Below are 16,446 nucleotides of genomic sequence, written 5' to 3'. Positions count from 1 at the left end.
ATGTGCGAAAGCGGGTTTATTGCAAGCCTGCGTATGTATCCGGCATGCAGATACAGTGTGATACAAACACAGGCGCTGTTGCCTTACAGAGAGATTCGATAGCGGACGTAATCGTCAGCGTCACCGTATCGATCGTAGAGTTTACGTGCCGGATTGTTCTCCCGGGTGACCCAGTAAAGTTTTGACCACCCTTCACGCTTGCCTTCCGCTATCAGGGCATCAATAAGCGCCTTACCCGCTCCCGCACCGCGTTCGCCGGCATCAACAAACAGATCTTCCAGATAGCAAATGGGCGCGGTTGACCAGGTTCCCTCGTGCAGAACACACATTGCGAAACCGATGACCTTTTCGTCTTTCTCTACCACGCGGCAGAACATCGGAGAATGCGCTGAGAGCGCCCTTTCCCATGTCGATGCGGTGACGGGCTCGTCAAGGTAGCAATCATAAAAATGGGTATAGCCATCCCACAGCGGTCGCCAGCGGGAATAGTCGTCTTCGCGGAGAGGTCTTACCGTAACTGCCATGCGTTCCTCACATTACAAGTCGATTGCCATTTCAAAACAGCGTAAATCAGCCCCCGCCATACGCGAGTGATGATAGTTTTCGCGCAGCGTCACAAACCCCAGCTTCTGATAAAAGGATTGGGCGTTAGGCGTTGCATCCAGCCTCAGGCGGGTGATTCCCCGACTGCGCGCCTCGTTTGTAAGCGCCTTGATAATCCGGGTCGCCATGCCTCTCCCGGTGGCTGAGGGCAAGGTGAATATGGCCTCCAGGCTATGGGTATCAAGATCCAGGTAGCCGGTTGCCGCAATGACGCCCTTCTCGTCTTCCACCACGTAAAAAGGGTATTGAATGATCGTTTGACGGTAATGCTCGGGCATCAGATCCGGCGTCCAGCGTGCAATCACATCAGCGTCGTAGCTGGTTTTGCAGCCGTGACGAATCGCCTGATTGCGTATATTCCAGAGTATTTCGGCTTCCTGGGAGTTGGCCCGTCTTAATACCATGCTGACCTCTGCAATTGTTAGTAGTATGGGAAAGGGCTCTCCCTGGGATAGAGTGCTGCTAAGGTGAAAATACCAGAACGCAAACAAAAACATAACGCTTAAATATGGAGATCCGCAGATGACGATACCGACACTCACGACAGAACGTCTCCTGCTGAAACCGCTGGTTGCCGAAGATGCGGTTCAGATTCAAAAGCTGTATCCGCGTTGGGAGATCGTCCGCTATATGGTCTCTACAGTGCCCTGGCCCTACCCGGATAACGGCGCGGAAAATTATGTCAACAACGTCGCGCTGCCGGATATGGCAAAAGGGATTGCCTGGTTCTGGAGCATCCGCCGTCGCGAGGTGCCGGATGAGTTGATGGGTATTATCTGCCTGTACGACGTTGACGATAATAACCGCGGATTCTGGCTGGCGCCGGAGTTTCAGGGACAGGGGTATATGCGTGAGGCCAGCATTGCGGCGACGGATTACTGGTTTAATACGCTGAATAAACCCGTTTTGCGGGCGCCGAAGGCCGCCGCGAACAGCCGCTCCCGTCGTATTTCAGACAGCAGCGGCATGCGGCTTATCAGAACGGAAAAGAAAGCCTACGTCAGCGGGATGCTGGACTCTGAACTGTGGGAGATCACCCGCGACGAGTGGAACGACCGTCAGGTCAACTGATAGTGCTTATCCGGTATCAGCCTTTCCGGAATGTTCTCTTCATCGTTCATCTGCAGCAGATCGCGTTCCATCATGTTGCAGATGGCGTCCAGCGGCAGGTCGTTATCTTCTGTGCCAAACGGGTCTTCCAGCTCTTCCGCCAGGGTATCCAGCGAGATAAAGGTGTAGGAGATCAGCGCCGAGACAAACGGCGTCATGTAGTGCAAGTCCACAACCAGCGCGAACGGCAGCATGATGCAGAAGAGATACACCGTGCGGTGCAAAATCAGCGTATAGGCAAACGGCACTGGCGTTGTTGCAATGCGCTCGCACCCGGAAAGGACGATGGACATATCGTTCAGACGGTTGTTCAGGCTGTGAAACAGGATGTCTGAGAGTTGCCCGTTACGCCGCCGTACGGCCAGCCACTCCCCCATGATCAGTAAAATACGGTTCGCCGGCGAGTTGGCGCCCACTACCTGATGTAAAGCGTCCGGAGCCAGATAGCGAGAGAGCTGCTCAGCATCCATATCCCGGCGCAGGGTCATGCGCAGGCAGTTGGCAAAGGCGATCTGCAGGCGGACAAACTCCCCCAGGTGCTTATCGTCAGGCAAGGTGTTTTTTACCTCGCGAAACAGCGAGCGTGCCGCTATCATCAGTTGCCCCCAGAGCAGGCGAGCCTCAACGTAGCGCGAATAACAGGCGTTGTTTCTGAAACCCAAAAAAATAGCAATTGCCACGCCGAGAATGCTAAACGGTGCCACGGTAAATTTGATGCCGAGTGAGGTATACCACGGCAGCATCAGAATAACGGCGATAGAAAGCAGGAAGTTGAGCAGCAGTCGGGTATAGATTTTAGGAAGTACCGAACCATGCCAGACAAAAATCAGTTGTAGCCAGTGCTGTTTAGGACGAACGATCATAGTGAGTTTCAGGCAAGAAAAGAGCGTGGCTATTAAACGTGATCCCCGTCACGGTTGCAAGCATGTTAACGGAACATTGCATTTTCTCATCTGAAGAACGTAAACCGCACGGTGCTGCATCTGTTTTTTAAGTAATGGCAAATAGTATGTTGTAACTAAAATAATGCCTATTTAAACCCGGCCGAAGCCGGGTCACGTGATTAGCAAAGCGGCTTCACCGCCGCGCGCATACCCTTCAGCAGAATGGCATCAAGATCGAGCGTTACCTGGTCGACGAGACCATCCAACTTCGTCAGGTCCTGCTCCCAGTGCGCTTCCTCGCTCAGCACGGCGTGCACCAGTTCACGGGTAGCGATCTGATTATCGCGATGCTGCGCCCATAGCTGTTGATACCGTTCCAGCCAGAACGCATCATCCTGCACCGGGTAGCTCTCCCCGTTACGCTCCGCGCGATAAAATGCGATCAGTGCAGCCAGGGCAAACGTCAAACGTGCGGGTAATTTTCCCACTGCCTTCTGCCCCGCCAGCAGCTGCGGAAGAATACGCGTGCGATACTTGGTCATGCCATTGAGCGCAATGGAAAGCAGCTGGTGTCTGATGTAGGGGTTCCGGAAGCGCCCTGTCACCGCGCTGGCGAAAGATTCCAGCTCGTCACGGGGCAGATCGAGGACCGGGACTATCTCGTGATAAATCGCTTTTTCGACAAATGCGCAGATCGCTGCATCGTTCATCGCCTCGCCCACCGTATCCAGCCCGGCCTGGAATGCCACCGGCACCAGCGCCGTGTGCGCACCGTTCAGGATGGCGACTTTGCGCTCTTTGTAGGGCTTGATGTCGTCCACGATTAGCACGTTTAGCGGATACTGATCCAGGCGCAGCTCGCGGGCAAGAGATTCAGGCCCCTGAATGACAAACAGATAGAAATGTTCAGCCGTATCCAGGAACCCGTCGTGATACCCCAACTCAGCCTCCAGCGTGGCCGCTTCGTCGCGCGGATAACCGGTCACGATGCGGTCAACCAGCGTTGAGCAGAAGCTGTTCGCCTCGTTCAGCCACTGGATAAAGGCGGCAGGCAGCGTCCACTCCTGCGCATAGCGCAACACGAGTTCACGCAATGCGTCACCGTTGTAGTCAATCAGTTCACACGGAATGATGACCCAGCCTTTGTCAGGCGCGCCGTTGAAGTAGCTAAAGCGCTCAAACAGCAGCCGCGTCAGCTTCGCCGGATAGCTCACCGCAGGGGCATCGTCGAACTTATCCCCCGCGTGGTAGCTGATGCCGGCTTCGGTGGTGTTCGAGAAAACAAAGCGCATATCCGGGTTGTGGGCCAGCTTAAGAAATGCGTCGTATTCGTCGTAGACGCTGATTTCACGGTTAACGGAGCGGATAAGTCGAGCGTCGCTCACCTCTTCGCCCTGCTCATTCAGGCCACGAATGATGGTGGTGTACAACCCATCCTGTGTGCTTAGCGAAGGCGGGAAGTCGCTCTGAATAGGACGAACGATAACCACACCGGCGTTGAGATCGGTATGTTCATTCAAGAGGTCAATTTGCCAGTCGACAAACGCACGCAGGAAATTGCCTTCACCAAACTGAATGATGCGTTCGGGGTACTGCGCACCGGGAAAATCACGACGGTTGAGCGTGTTCACAAGGGGGTTCCTTTTATGATTAGTCATACAGCCTGATAAGATTGGTACAATAACTTATCAAAACTTTACGACCAGAAACCCTGTTTCGATCAATCCCGGGCGTGGTTGTGAAATAATTACAGGAATTTATAGAACACCGACGTGGCCGTCATGGCGCCGTCCGGCATCAGGGCGTAGCGTGGGATCTCACCGACCTTTTGCCAGCCGGCACGCTGGTAGAAGGTTTCCGCGCCGCTGCCGGTGGAGGTATCGAGCACCAGAACCGAAATGTCTCTTGACCGGGCCTCAGCCTCCAGCGCTTCCATCAGCGCCATTGCGGCTCCGTTACGCCGCGCCTTTTCATGAACCAGCAGCTTTGCCACATCCGCACGGTGCGGCTGGTTTTCCGGCTGGTCGGTAATCAATTGCACTGTGCCGATAACCCCCTCCTGCGGATCGATACTGGCCAGCACAACGCGCTCGTTACGCCCTACGCTGTCAGCTATGCCGAGCCAGAATGAACGGGCCTTTTCCGGGCTAAAAGGCAGCATGAAGCTGACGGATGCGCCGCCGTTAACGCAGTTTTCGAGGATTTCGGACAGCGCATCAAGATGGGTGAGAATATCGTCCCGGGTGAGGTTTTTGATTTGCAGTGGGGTATTCATTGTTGAGTCCTTACGTTGAATACCCTCACTTTGCATTTAACATTTTATTAACGCAAACGAAACGGCCATACGGTTTTGTTATGTTACCTGGCCCGCTGCCGCTGCTGCTTCATGGCATACATTTTTTCATCGGCATCTTTGAGCCACTGCTGCAGGTCGTTGCTGTTATGATCGAATTCGCTGAGCCCCCAGGAGAACATAAGCGACCACGGATGTAGCTTGCGCGCATTGTAGTTTTCAACCTGCTCGGCGAGATACTGCATGGCAATCCACGCGCCCTTCTCATCCGTATCGGCAAACAGCACGGCAAACTCATCACCGCCGAAACGAACCAGCAGATCCGCTTCGCGGAAAGAGGCGCGCATCAACTGCGCCATGGTTTTTAAAGCCTTATCCCCCTCTTCGTGCCCGTAGCGATCGTTAATTTCCTTAAACCGATCCAGATCCAGCCAGCCGAGCGTTAACGGCTCAGACCGGCGTCGGGCTATGGAGAGCGCGAAGCGCACGAGCTGGTTAAAGCCCCGTCGGTTAAATAATCCGGTCAATTCATCCGTGGTCGCCGCGCTGATTGCCGCAAACTCGTCTTCAGCAAGCGCGCCCAAATCCCCCAGCACGGCGAGATCGGCCGCAGAGAACTCCCGCGGTGCGTAGTCAATCAGGCAAAGCGAGCCAACGCTTGCGCCGTTGCGCAGGCGCAGCGGAAAGCCTGCGTAAAACCGCACGCGAGGTTCGCCGGCCACCAGCGGGTTATCTGCAAAACGATCGTCCTGAAGCATATCCCCCACAATTAGCGGTGCTTCGGTGAGAATGGTATGACCACAAAATGAGATATTACGCGGAACGGAACCGGGTGCCTGCCCATCAGCCGACTTAACGATCAGCGTATGCTCATCAATAAGGTTGACCATTGCCAGCGGTACCTGGAAAAAGCGCTTTGCCAGACGCGTTAAGCGGTCAAACGCCGGGGAACTGTCAATCTCAAGCAGACCCGATTCGCGCAGCGCGTTAAGTCTGTCCATTTCATTTTCAGGTGTTGCAGGTGCTTTCATAATGTCTCCTGACGTAAAGCGTTACTCAAAGCGTAGCTTAAACAGAGACATTGTCAGTGTTCGACATCCTGTTAAGCCGCTATCCATTTTTACGTCAATGCGTTATGACGATTTGCTCGTCCGCCAGCCGGGCGCGAGGCTGGAATGCCCGATGGCGTTAAGAGCAGAACGCATTAAATATCATTTTTGAGCGTTCATCTGTATCACCAGCCAGTGGTGGATAACGTTGACGATATAGTGCTGCTGCTGCGCGTTCAGCTGCACGCCCTGGGGAATGTTATGCCATTTTGCCAGACAACCCCGACAGCAGGTCGCAGTGGCATGCTGGGCGATAAACACCGGATGGCCGCGCATGGGCGTCTGCTTACCGTCGTTTGCGGGCTGCGCCGGTGCAAGGCGTTTAGCGACAAAATCGGCGGCATGCTGGTCAATAGTTTCGGGGCCTTTGTCCCAGCAGTACTGCCGTTCCTTATTGCCCAGGCGAAAGCGCGAGCGAAACGTCGATCGCGCCAGGCGGGAAAAGAGAGGATCCAGGTCAGACATCAGTATACGGAACGTCCAAGACGTTGAGTCAGCTTCTCCAGAACTGCCACGCCGGCAAGTGAATTTCCCGTTTCGTCCAGCTCCGGGCTCCAGACGGCAATCGCCATTTCATGCGGCACAATCGCCACCACTCCGCCGCCAACGCCCGATTTGGCCGGAAGGCCAACCCGCCAGGCAAACTCGCCGGCGTTCTGATACATGCCGCTGGTTGCCATCAGGGCGTTAACCTGACGCGCCTGAAGCGGGGAAACCACCTCCTGATCGAGATGCGGCGCGTGTCCCTGGTACGCAAGGAACAGAAACGTCTGGGCCAGCTCAACGCAGCTCATCTTCAGGGCGCAGTAATGGAAGTAGTTTTGCAGCACGGTCGCCACATCGTTGTGGAAATTGCCGAAGGATTTCATCAGCCAGGCAATAGCCGCGTTGCGGGCGGAGTGTTCAAACTCCGAGCGCGCCACCACTGAATCGTAGGCAATGTCATCCACGCCCGAGAGCTGACGCACGATCTCAAGCATTCGCTGACGCGGTGCGCTGAGGCGGCTTTGCAGCATATCGCAGACCACCAGCGCCCCGGCATTGATAAAGGGGTTGCGCGGTTTACCCTGCTCGATTTCGAGCTGAAGCAGTGAGTTAAAAGGCTGGCCGGACGGATCTTTCCCCACGCGCTGCCAGATCTCCTCTTCCTCGTACTGGCGCATCGCCGCGACCAGACTCAGCACTTTAGAAATGGACTGAATGGAGAAACGTTCAGTCGCATCGCCGGCCTGGTATCGCTGTCCGTCTATGGTACAGATAGCGATGCCCAGCTTATTCCCGCTCACCGAGGCAAGGGCCGGTATATAGTCGGCAACCTTACCCTTTCCCAATAACGGACGAACCTGCGCCAGAATCTCGTCCAGCATCTCATTATGGATGACCGCAGCCACTCTTATTGCTCCTTGCCCTCAGGCTAAAACGGGCTGCGAGTATAACAGAGGCTAATGTATTGCGTCAGGCGCTAAGACGAAAACGCGAAACGGCCTGCAATAAAAGATCGGACTGCTTTTGCAGGCGTTCTGAGGCTTCCGAGGCGTCAGAAACCAGCAAATCCGTCTGGCGGGAGACCTGATTCAGCGCCTGAAGCTGGCGCGTCATCTGGTGAATACTCTCTCCCTGGCTGAGCGTGGCGGTTGAGATCTCATTCAGCAAACTGCTTAAATTCCCCACAAGCCCAGTGACCTGCTGCAGATTCTCTTCCATCAGGTTAACGGCACGCGAACCGTCTTCAATGCCCTGCAGCGAGCGGTTAATAAGCTCCTGAATGGTCTGCGTCGAATGGCTGCTTTTTCTGGCCAAAAGCCCGACTTCCCGCGCGACAACGGCAAACCCGCGCCCCTGGTTTCCGGCATGGGCGGCCTCAATGGCGGCGTTCAGCGCCAGAATGTTAGTCTGAAACGCCACGCTGTCGATCATCGCCACGATCCCGCGCATCTCTGAAGATCGCTCGACGATCGCCTGCATGGACGCATTCACGGTCGACATCATCTGGTCGCCGCCCACCGCGGCCTGACGCGCTTCATCCGCACGCGAGCTGGCGAGCCGGGCATAGCCGGTATTGCCTTCCACGTGGGTTTCCAGCGCCGCGATATGCGTTGTCACCTCCTCCAGCTCCTTTGCCTGACGCGCCGACTGCTGATACAGCTTCTGGTTTCCCTCTGCGAGGGAGCCAATGTTCTCCACCATCGTGGCTGTGGCGTGGCTGACCTGCGTCACCAGCTGCTGCAGGCCACGCTGCATGGTGGCAACGCTTTCGCTGAGCTGCCCGGTCTCCCGGTTAAAACGCATAACGTCGGGCGGCGTGCCGGAGAGATCCCCGGCCGCCAGCCGGTTAATATGCGCAATCAGGCGACGCAGCGGCGTAATCACCCAACGGGACATGCCGAACCAGACCGCTACGGCGATGGCGAGCAGCAGAACAGGCGCCAGCAGGAACAGCGTTTGCAGACCGGAGAGCTGCGCCATCAGGGCCTGACGCCCCTGCATGGCCTGCTTCTCGCTGGCCTGCTGGTAGCGTGCGTAGTTGTCGTTAAAGTCGGTCTGAAACGCCTGCGCCGGCACGGCAAAGAAAGCGTCAATGGAGTTGGTTCTGACAAGCGCTTCCGATTGCTCTTTAATGGCATCGTAGAAAAGCTGGTAGCTGTTAATCAGCGCCTCATCTTTTTGCGGGCTGAGCGCCAGCCAGGCCTTCCACGCCTGCTGTGAAACCGCCAGTGACTTTTGCGCCTCCTCCATCAGGCTGTGCCAGCTTCCTTCCGAGCCGGTCTCTTTATCCTGCATAAACCAGACGCCGGAGCGGTTGAGCAGATCGCTTGCCGCCAGCAGTGAGACGCGCGCCAGATCCAGCTTGTTCTGCTGCTGGTACGCCAGCAGATTTTGCTGTTCGTTGCGCTGAGCTTCCTTCAGGGAGGCGTTAAGCAGAAAGGATGAGGAGAGCTGCAGCGCGGAGAAAAGGCCAATGATGCAGAAGATACCCGTCAGCAGGCCAAACTGGCGAGGGATAAGACGCTGCGCAATACGACGAAAAATTTGCGTTAGGTTCATAATTTTCTTCAGTAACAAGACGTTAGACGCGTGCGAGTCTACGAAACGAAAATGACAGAACCATTGCAGAAAAATGACAGGCGACGCCGTCTTGCCAGAGGTGCAAGCGCGGCGCCGCCGGGCGATAAATTACACTCTGTTCTTCCACACCGTCTGCACATTACAGAATTCATGCAGCCCGAAATGAGAAAGCTCGCGGCCAAAACCGCTCTTCTTCACGCCACCAAAGGCCACGCGCGCGTCGCTGGCGCTGTAACCGTTGATAAACACCCCGCCGCACTCCAGCTCGCGAGAGAATTTATCCGCAAGCGCTGCGTCACCGGTAAAGACCGTCGCAGACAAACCAAAGTCGCTGTCGTTGGCAAGCGTGAGGGCGTGATCCGCATCTTTCGCGACCGTAATGGCCGCAACCGGACCAAACAGCTCCTGGCGGAAGGCTGTCATCGACGGAGTGACGTTCGCCAGCACGGTGGGCGCGTAATAATTCCCGTCGCCGCTGATTTTCTCACCGCCCAGCAGCAGCGTTGCCCCTTCTGCCAGGCTCGCCTGCACCTGCTGATGCAGTTCATCGCGCAGGTCATAGCGCGCCATCGGGCCAAGGTAGTTCTCTTCTTCATCCGGCGCGCCCATCTTTAACGCGGCGACGGCGTCAACGAAGCGTCGGGTAAAGGTATCCGCAATACCCGCTTCCACAATGAAGCGTTTGGCCGCCGCACACACCTGCCCGGTATTCTGGTAGCGCCCTGCTACCGCCGCCTTCACGGCAAGGTCCAGATCGGCATCGTTGAGTACGATGAACGGGTCGGAGCCACCCAGCTCAAGTACGCATTTTTTCAGCGCCGCCCCCGCCTGCGCGCCAATGGCGGCCCCGGCGCGCACGCTGCCGGTGACGGTCACCGCCGCAATGCGGCGATCGTTAATTGCCTGGCTTACGCCGTCATTGGTGGCATTCACCCAGCCGAACACCCCTTCAGGAAAACCGGCATCTGCAAAAATCTGCGCGATAAGTTCCGCCGAGCCGAGCACGTTCGGCGCGTGTTTGAGCAGATAGCTATTACCTGCCAGCAGGATCGGCACCGCGCCGCGCAGAACCTGCCAGAGCGGGAAGTTCCACGGCATTACCGCCAGAATCGGCCCCAGCGGACGGTATTCAATGACCGCGTTGTGGTTTTCCACAAGCGTAGGTTCCGCACGCAGCATCGCCGGGCCATGATCGGCATACCAGTCGCACAGACCCGCTGATTTCGCCACTTCCGCTCGCGCCTGCTGAATGGGTTTTCCCATCTCGCGGGACATCATCCGGGCCATCTCTTCCGCACGGCCGCGCAGCGCGGCGCCGAGATCGCGCAGCTTCTGCGCCCGATGGTCAACGCTTTCGCGCCGCCACTGACGAAAGCCCGCATCAGCCAGCGCGATGGCACGTTCAACCTCTTCCTGCGTCGCCCACGGACAGGCGGCGAGCGTTTCGCCCGTTGCCGGGTTAACTGACAGGGCATGTGTAGCAGATGAATATTTCATGATGTTCTCCACGCATTACGGTTGATTAAGTGTGGCTCACTCTGCTATTTCTTAAAAATGAATAATACTGACCACCTTATTCACGAAACGAGAATGCTATGGATTTAACCCAGCTTGAAATGTTTAACGCCGTCGCACAGACGGGCAGCATCACCCAGGCGGCACAGAAGGTGCATCGCGTTCCCTCGAACCTGACGACCCGCATCCGCCAACTGGAGGCCGATCTTGGCGTTGAGCTGTTTATTCGTGAGAACCAGCGTTTGCGCTTATCTCCCGCCGGGCATAACTTCCTGCGCTACAGCAGGCAGATTCTGGCGCTTGTGGATGAAGCGCGCATGGTTGTCGCAGGCGATGAGCCGCAGGGGCTGTTTGCCCTCGGCGCGCTGGAGAGCACCGCTGCCGTGCGCATCCCTGAGACGCTGGCGCAGTTTAACCAGCGCTACCCGCGCATCCAGTTTGCCCTTTCTACCGGGCCATCCGGGACGATGATTGACGGCGTACTGGAGGGAACCCTGAGCGCCGCTTTTGTCGACGGACCGCTGTCGCACCCGGAGCTGGAGGGGATGCCGGTCTACAGGGAAGAGATGATGCTGGTCACACCTGCCGGGCAGGCGGAGGTCACGCGCGCCGCGCAGGTGAGCGGCAGCGACGTTTATGCCTTTCGCGCGAACTGCTCGTATCGCCGACACCTTGAAAGCTGGTTTCATGCGGACAGAGCCACGCCCGGCCGCATTCATGAGATGGAGTCCTACCACGGCATGCTCGCCTGCGTCATTGCGGGTGCAGGCATTGCCCTGATGCCGCGCTCAATGCTGGAAAGTATGCCGGGCCATCATCAGGTTGAAGCCTGGCCACTGGCGGAAAACTGGCGCTGGCTCACCACCTGGCTGGTGTGGCGTCGCGGGGCGATGACCCGCCAGCTGGAGGCGTTTATAGCGCTGCTAAACGAACGTCTTCAACCAGCGCCTTCTCCATAAACAGGCTGAGCGGGTCGTCAACGTAGGGGGCAAAGGCCGGACGCAGTTCGTATCCGCACTGTTCATAGAGACGAACCGCAGCGCGTTGCTTAATGCCCGTTTCCAGCCGCACCGTGTGGCAATGACGGCTCAGGGCCTCGTCTTCCAGGGCGGCCAGCAGCGTCTCACCGAGATGCTGGCCCCGATGGGCCGGATCGATATAGACCCGCTTCATCTCTCCCGTTCCGTCCCCGTTGAGCACGATGGCGCCGCAGCCGACGGCCTGAAGCTGCTGGTCGCGGACGATCATCAGGATCAGCGACGTTTCCGGCAGCGCAGCCAGATCGAGCAGATGATTACTTTCGGCGGGATAGAGTTCGCTTTGATAGCGGTCAAGCGCCGCGATCAGTCTGGTAATGTCCGGATGGCGGGCAGATTCAGAGGTAATGGAATACATGGCAGGCTCCTTGTTGTTTTTATTTCAACATAGCGCAGGCCTGCCTGGGTGCATCATAGTATTAACTTATACGCCGTCCGGCTAGCGCAAAAAGACACGCCCTTTCAGATACAGCGTTGCCTGGCCGCCAATCAGCACGCGGTCGCCCTTCAGTTCACAGCGAAGATCCCCGCCGCGGTACGACACCTGGCGGGCGTTCAGCGACGTCTTACCCAGCCTTTCGCTCCAGTAAGGGATCAGCATGCTGTGCGTGGACCCGGTAACCGGATCTTCCGGTACCCCTTCGCCCGGGCAGAAGAAGCGGCTGACGAAGTCATATTCTCCCTCGCCAGGCGCGGTCACGCAGACCATTTTATCCAGCGGTACCATCGCGCCAATATCAGGCGTTAACGCCTCCACCTGCTGTTGGCTCTCCAGCACCACCATATAATCTCGCCCGACGCGCACCTCTTTCGCCGCCGGGATGCCCAGCGCGCTAAACAGCGCCGGCGGCGGGTTATCGACGGCTTCCGTCGACCACGCGGGGAAGTTCAGCGTCAGCCAGTCACCGCTGCGTTTGACCGTCAGCTCGCCCACGAAGCGCGTGGTAAAGTGAATTTCCGTATGTGGGTAGTCCAGATACTCAAAAATGACGTGCGATGCCGCGAGGGTCGCATGGCCGCAGAGGTTAATTTCATGCAGCGTGGTAAACCAGCGCAGTTCAAACCCACCGTCTGTTCGCACAAAAAAGGCGGTCTCAGACTGGTTATGCTGCTGCGCCATCTTGAGAAGGGTCTCGTCGGGCAGCCACTCTTCCAGAGGACATACCGCCGCGGCGTTGCCGCCAAAGGTTTTGTCGCTGAAGGCATCCACCAGATAAAAATCAATTTCCCGCATTGTCTCTTCCTCTCTTGTTATCAGTTTTAGCGCAGATACACAGTGCCTTTCAGGTAGCACGACGCCTGACCGCTCATCAATACGCGCTCCCCTCGCAGCTCGCAGCGTACATCCCCGCCGCGCGCCGAGACCTGACGGGCAAACATCGCCGTTTTCCCCAGCTTTTCGCTCCAGTAGGGGATCAGCATCGTGTGCGCGGATCCAGTGACCGGATCTTCCGGAACGGAAACGCCCGGCGAGAAGAAGCGGCTGACAAAGTCATACTCCCCTTCGCCCGGTGCCGTCACGCTCACCTTATGCTCGCCCGGCGTCATCGCCGAAAAGCGCGGCTCAAGCGCTTCAACCTGCTGGCGGTTTTCCAGCACAATCACCCAGGCGCGGCCCTTACGGGCTTCAACGTAATCGCGGATACCTAGCGCCGCAAGCATTTCCGGCGGCGGCGTCTCTTCACAGGTCGGACACGCCGGGAAGTCCAGCGTCATCCACTCTCCCTCCCGGCTGACCGTCAGGCGACCGGACGCAGTGTCAAAGTGGATCCGTGAATCGGGATAATCCAGTTCATTAAACAGAACGTACGCGGCGGCAAGGGTAGCATGGCCGCAAAGATTGACTTCGGCGAGCGTGGTAAACCAGCGTAGCTCAATGCCGCCTTTAGTGCAGACGAAAAATGCGGTTTCCGACTGATTATGCTGCTGCGCCATTTTCAGTAGCGTCTCATCGGGTAACCACGCTTTCAGCGGGCAAACCGCCGCCGGGTTGCCGCCAAAAGCACTTTTGCTGAACGCATCTACCAGATAAAAATCAATCTCCTGCATTGTCTTACCGCCTGTTTTTGCTGTGTTGTACTTTTATATTCAATGAAAACAGTGCCTCCGGCTACCGCTTTCATAAAGTAAATATTGAGATCTGCGTCACATAATGGTTGAGTTTTCGCCGTTCAACGTTTTAAGATCGTCTCCTCTTCTTTCCAGCAACGTATCTCCACATCCCTATGACAACGAACACAGTTTCCCGCAGAGTTGCGTGGCTACGCGTGGTCACGCTGGCCATTGCCGCGTTTATTTTTAACACCACAGAATTTGTTCCGGTTGGGCTGTTGTCTGACATAGCCGAAAGCTTCCAGATGGAAACGGCGCAGGTGGGCATTATGTTGACCATCTACGCCTGGGTCGTGGCGCTGATGTCGCTGCCGTTTATGCTGCTGACCAGCCAGATGGAGCGGCGCAGGCTGTTGATCGGTCTGTTTACTTTGTTCATTGCCAGCCATGTCCTGTCGTTTATGGCGTGGAATTTTACGGTGCTGGTCATTAGCCGCATCGGCATCGCTTTTGCCCACGCGGTCTTCTGGTCGATTACCGCGTCGCTGGCTATTCGACTCGCGCCGGCGGGTAAACGCGCCCAGGCCTTGAGCCTGATTGCCACCGGTACCGCGCTGGCAATGGTGCTGGGGCTGCCCATTGGCCGCATCGTGGGACAATACTTCGGCTGGCGTACCACCTTCTTCGCCATCGGCATGGGCGCGCTGGTGACGCTGGTGTGTCTGATTAAGCTGCTGCCCGCGCTGCCGAGCGAACATTCCGGCTCGCTGAAAAGCCTGCCGCTGTTGATGCGTCGCCCGGCGCTGCTGAGTATCTATCTGCTCACCGTTATCGTGGTCACCGCGCATTACACGGCGTACAGCTACATTGAGCCGTTTGTGCAGATGGTCGCGGGCTTTAGCGCTAACTTTGCCACCCTCTTACTGCTCATCCTCGGCGGCGCGGGCATTATTGGCAGCGTGCTGTTTGGCAAACTGGGTAACCAGCATGCCTCCCTGCTTGTGAGCAGCGCCATCGGCCTGCTGCTGGCGTGCCTGGTGCTGCTGCTGCCTGCGTCAGGCAGCGAAAGCCATCTGGCGATCCTGAGCCTGTTCTGGGGCGTAGCGATTATGATTATTGGTCTCGGCATGCAGGTGAAAGTCCTGGCCCTGGCGCCGGATGCCACGGACGTGGCGATGTCGCTGTTCTCGGGGATATTCAATCTGGGGATTGGCGCGGGGGCGCTGGTGGGAAATCAGATTAGCCTGCACGTGTCGATGTCGGCGATTGGCTATCTGGGAGCCATTCCGGCCCTGGTGGCGCTGATCTGGTCGGTACTCATCTTCCGCAAGTGGCCGGTGGCGCTGGAGGAACAAGGGCAGCACGGGTGAGGTTTGTTTATGCCGGGTGGCGGTTTCGCCTTACCCGGCAATAAACTCAATGGTAGGTCTTAATAATCTCCAGCACGCCGTTAATAATAAACTGCACGCCCATACAAACCAGCAAGAAGCCCATCAGCCGCGAAATGGCTTCAATCCCGCCCTTGCCTACCCAGCGCATAATGGCGCCAGAGCTGCGCAGCGACGCCCAGACGATAAGCCCGATAATCGCAAAAATCAGCGGCGGCGCAACCGTCAGCACCCAGTCCGGGAAGGTTGCGCTGTCGCGCACCGTCGACGCGGAGCTAATGATCATCGCGATGGTACCCGGCCCCGCCGTGCTCGGCATGGCAATCGGTACAAAGGCGATATTGGCACTCGGTTCGGTTTCCAGCTCTTCGGATTTACTGGCCGCCTCGGGCGACTCGTGCGCCTTTTGCGCCGGGAACAGCATGCGGAAGCCGATAAAGGCCACGATCAGCCCCCCGGCGATACGCAAGCCAGGGATGGAAATCCCGAAGGTGTTCATCACCACCTGTCCCGCATAGTAAGCCACCATCATGATGGCAAAGACATACACGGCAGCCATCATCGACTGATGATTGCGCTCGGCGCTGTTCATGTTCCCTGCCAGCCCGAGGAAAAGCGCCACCGTCGTTAACGGGTTAGCCAACGGCAGCAGTACCACCAGCCCAAGCCCAATTGCTTTAATCAAATCCAACATAGTGCGTCGTTGTCCTTATCCACATTTAACATCGCAATTATAGGGTGAAAGTGTGACGCTCAGCCATCAGCGCAACGTAACGATTATTTTCTTAAGGTAATGATAACCAGCAGTTATCTATATGATTTACAAGCTTTCAAATAAAGTTCATGAAACGTTTTAGCAATTCGTGGCATCGGCCGATTCATTCAGTTGACTTATACTTGCCTGAGCAATAATATCTGCCGTGACTAAACTACTTGCCAGGGCAACCATTGTGAAAAACACCAGTGATATCTTCAACGACGTTGTTCCACTGGGTCGTCTTATTCATATGGTTAACCAGAAAAAAGATCGCCTGCTCAATGACTATCTGTCACCGCTGGATATCACCGCAACACAGTTCAAAGTGCTGTGCTCCATTCGCTGCGAAGGGTGTATCACGCCGGTTGAGCTGAAAAAGGTGCTCTCTGTCGATCTGGGTGCGTTAACGCGCATGCTCGATCGTCTCGTCTGCAAAGGATGGGTAGAACGAAGCCCTAACCCAAATGACAAACGCGGCGTACTGGTCAGGCTCACCAGCGATGGCGCGGCTATGTGCGAGCAATGTCATCAATTAGTAGGACAAACACTGCATCAGGAACTAACAAAAAACTTAACGGCAGATGAAGTGGCAACCCTTGAGCTTTTGCTGAAGAAAATACTGCCGTAAACAG

Annotated in this window: 18 protein-coding genes; 4 read left to right on the top strand and 14 right to left on the bottom strand. The window is 56.6% G+C overall.

Annotation, left to right across the window (positions count from 1 at the left end; genetic code table 11):
- Positions 1-83: 83 nt before the first annotated feature.
- Positions 84-524 carry a GNAT family N-acetyltransferase gene (locus V1603_RS14705; protein ID WP_395312842.1) on the bottom strand — a complete coding sequence of 147 codons (441 nt, stop codon included), beginning with the start codon at positions 522-524 and terminating at the stop codon, positions 84-86.
- Between the two features lie 12 nt (positions 525-536).
- Positions 537-1,007 carry a GNAT family N-acetyltransferase gene (locus V1603_RS14700; RefSeq protein WP_395312841.1) on the bottom strand — a complete coding sequence of 157 codons (471 nt, stop codon included), beginning with the start codon at positions 1,005-1,007 and terminating at the stop codon, positions 537-539.
- Positions 1,008-1,125: 118 nt separating this feature from the next.
- Between V1603_RS14700 and V1603_RS14695 the strand changes: the two genes are divergently transcribed.
- A complete protein-coding gene (locus V1603_RS14695; RefSeq protein ID WP_395312840.1) occupies positions 1,126-1,674 on the top strand; it encodes a GNAT family N-acetyltransferase in 549 nt (182 codons plus the stop codon).
- Here V1603_RS14695 and V1603_RS14690 read toward each other — a convergent pair.
- From V1603_RS14690 to sad, 8 genes are all read right to left on the bottom strand, one after another.
- Positions 1,662-2,576, bottom strand: coding sequence for a bestrophin family protein (locus V1603_RS14690; protein WP_395312839.1), 915 nt, complete (start codon positions 2,574-2,576; stop codon positions 1,662-1,664). The genes V1603_RS14695 and V1603_RS14690 overlap by 13 nt on opposite strands.
- 200 nt (positions 2,577-2,776) lie before the next feature.
- Positions 2,777-4,228 carry a tagaturonate reductase gene (locus V1603_RS14685; protein ID WP_395312838.1) on the bottom strand — a complete coding sequence of 484 codons (1,452 nt, stop codon included), beginning with the start codon at positions 4,226-4,228 and terminating at the stop codon, positions 2,777-2,779.
- Positions 4,229-4,344: 116 nt separating this feature from the next.
- The gene (locus V1603_RS14680) at positions 4,345-4,872 is read right to left on the bottom strand and encodes a GNAT family N-acetyltransferase (protein ID WP_395312837.1); all 528 of its coding nucleotides are present in this window, start codon (positions 4,870-4,872) and stop codon (positions 4,345-4,347) included.
- An 83-nt stretch (positions 4,873-4,955) separates the two neighbouring features.
- Positions 4,956-5,921, bottom strand: a complete 966-nt coding sequence (locus tag V1603_RS14675; protein WP_395312836.1) for a sensor domain-containing diguanylate cyclase — start codon at positions 5,919-5,921, stop codon at positions 4,956-4,958.
- A 180-nt stretch (positions 5,922-6,101) separates the two neighbouring features.
- Complete coding sequence (locus V1603_RS14670) at positions 6,102-6,464, bottom strand: DUF4186 domain-containing protein (RefSeq protein ID WP_395312835.1); 363 nt, start codon at positions 6,462-6,464, stop codon at positions 6,102-6,104.
- Positions 6,464-7,390: a glutaminase B gene (gene glsB, locus V1603_RS14665; RefSeq protein WP_163329378.1), complete on the bottom strand. Its 927-nt coding sequence runs from the start codon at positions 7,388-7,390 to the stop codon at positions 6,464-6,466. Before glsB ends, V1603_RS14670 begins: the two co-directional genes overlap by 1 nt.
- A 64-nt stretch (positions 7,391-7,454) precedes the next feature.
- A complete protein-coding gene (locus V1603_RS14660) occupies positions 7,455-9,044 on the bottom strand; it encodes a methyl-accepting chemotaxis protein (protein ID WP_395312834.1) in 1,590 nt (529 codons plus the stop codon).
- A gap of 129 nt (positions 9,045-9,173) precedes the next feature.
- Entirely contained in the window at positions 9,174-10,562 is a 1,389-nt protein-coding gene (gene sad / locus V1603_RS14655; RefSeq protein WP_395312833.1) for a succinate-semialdehyde dehydrogenase, read from the bottom strand.
- 98 nt (positions 10,563-10,660) lie between these two features.
- On the opposite strand from sad, the gene V1603_RS14650 reads away from it, so the two are divergent.
- On the top strand, positions 10,661-11,539 hold the full coding sequence (locus V1603_RS14650) for a LysR family transcriptional regulator (protein WP_116339922.1): 879 nt from the start codon (positions 10,661-10,663) through the stop codon (positions 11,537-11,539).
- Here the strand turns inward: V1603_RS14650 and V1603_RS14645 are convergent.
- From V1603_RS14645 to V1603_RS14635, 3 genes are all read right to left on the bottom strand, one after another.
- Entirely contained in the window at positions 11,493-11,975 is a 483-nt protein-coding gene (locus tag V1603_RS14645; protein WP_163329372.1) for a GNAT family N-acetyltransferase, read from the bottom strand. The genes V1603_RS14650 and V1603_RS14645 overlap by 47 nt on opposite strands.
- Before the next feature lie 81 nt (positions 11,976-12,056).
- A complete protein-coding gene (locus V1603_RS14640; RefSeq protein WP_116339925.1) occupies positions 12,057-12,851 on the bottom strand; it encodes a PhzF family phenazine biosynthesis protein in 795 nt (264 codons plus the stop codon).
- Between the two features lie 26 nt (positions 12,852-12,877).
- A complete protein-coding gene (locus V1603_RS14635; protein WP_116339927.1) occupies positions 12,878-13,666 on the bottom strand; it encodes a PhzF family phenazine biosynthesis protein in 789 nt (262 codons plus the stop codon).
- A 176-nt stretch (positions 13,667-13,842) separates the two neighbouring features.
- Between V1603_RS14635 and V1603_RS14630 the strand changes: the two genes are divergently transcribed.
- Complete coding sequence (locus tag V1603_RS14630; protein WP_116339929.1) at positions 13,843-15,039, top strand: sugar transporter; 1,197 nt, start codon at positions 13,843-13,845, stop codon at positions 15,037-15,039.
- A gap of 46 nt (positions 15,040-15,085) precedes the next feature.
- Here the strand turns inward: V1603_RS14630 and V1603_RS14625 are convergent, their stop codons facing one another.
- Entirely contained in the window at positions 15,086-15,751 is a 666-nt protein-coding gene (locus tag V1603_RS14625) for a MarC family NAAT transporter (RefSeq protein WP_116339931.1), read from the bottom strand.
- A gap of 256 nt (positions 15,752-16,007) precedes the next feature.
- On the opposite strand from V1603_RS14625, the gene marR reads away from it, so the two are divergent.
- Positions 16,008-16,442, top strand: coding sequence for a multiple antibiotic resistance transcriptional regulator MarR (marR, locus tag V1603_RS14620; protein ID WP_116339933.1), 435 nt, complete (start codon positions 16,008-16,010; stop codon positions 16,440-16,442).
- Positions 16,443-16,446: the final 4 nt, after the last annotated feature.

It is taken from the genome of Enterobacter sp. ECC-219 (genome assembly GCF_043966805.1).
Classification (GTDB): Bacteria; Pseudomonadota; Gammaproteobacteria; order Enterobacterales; family Enterobacteriaceae; genus Enterobacter; species Enterobacter cloacae_N.
Note: the sequence above shows the minus strand (reverse complement) of the source record. Positions and strands in the feature narration are given on the sequence as shown.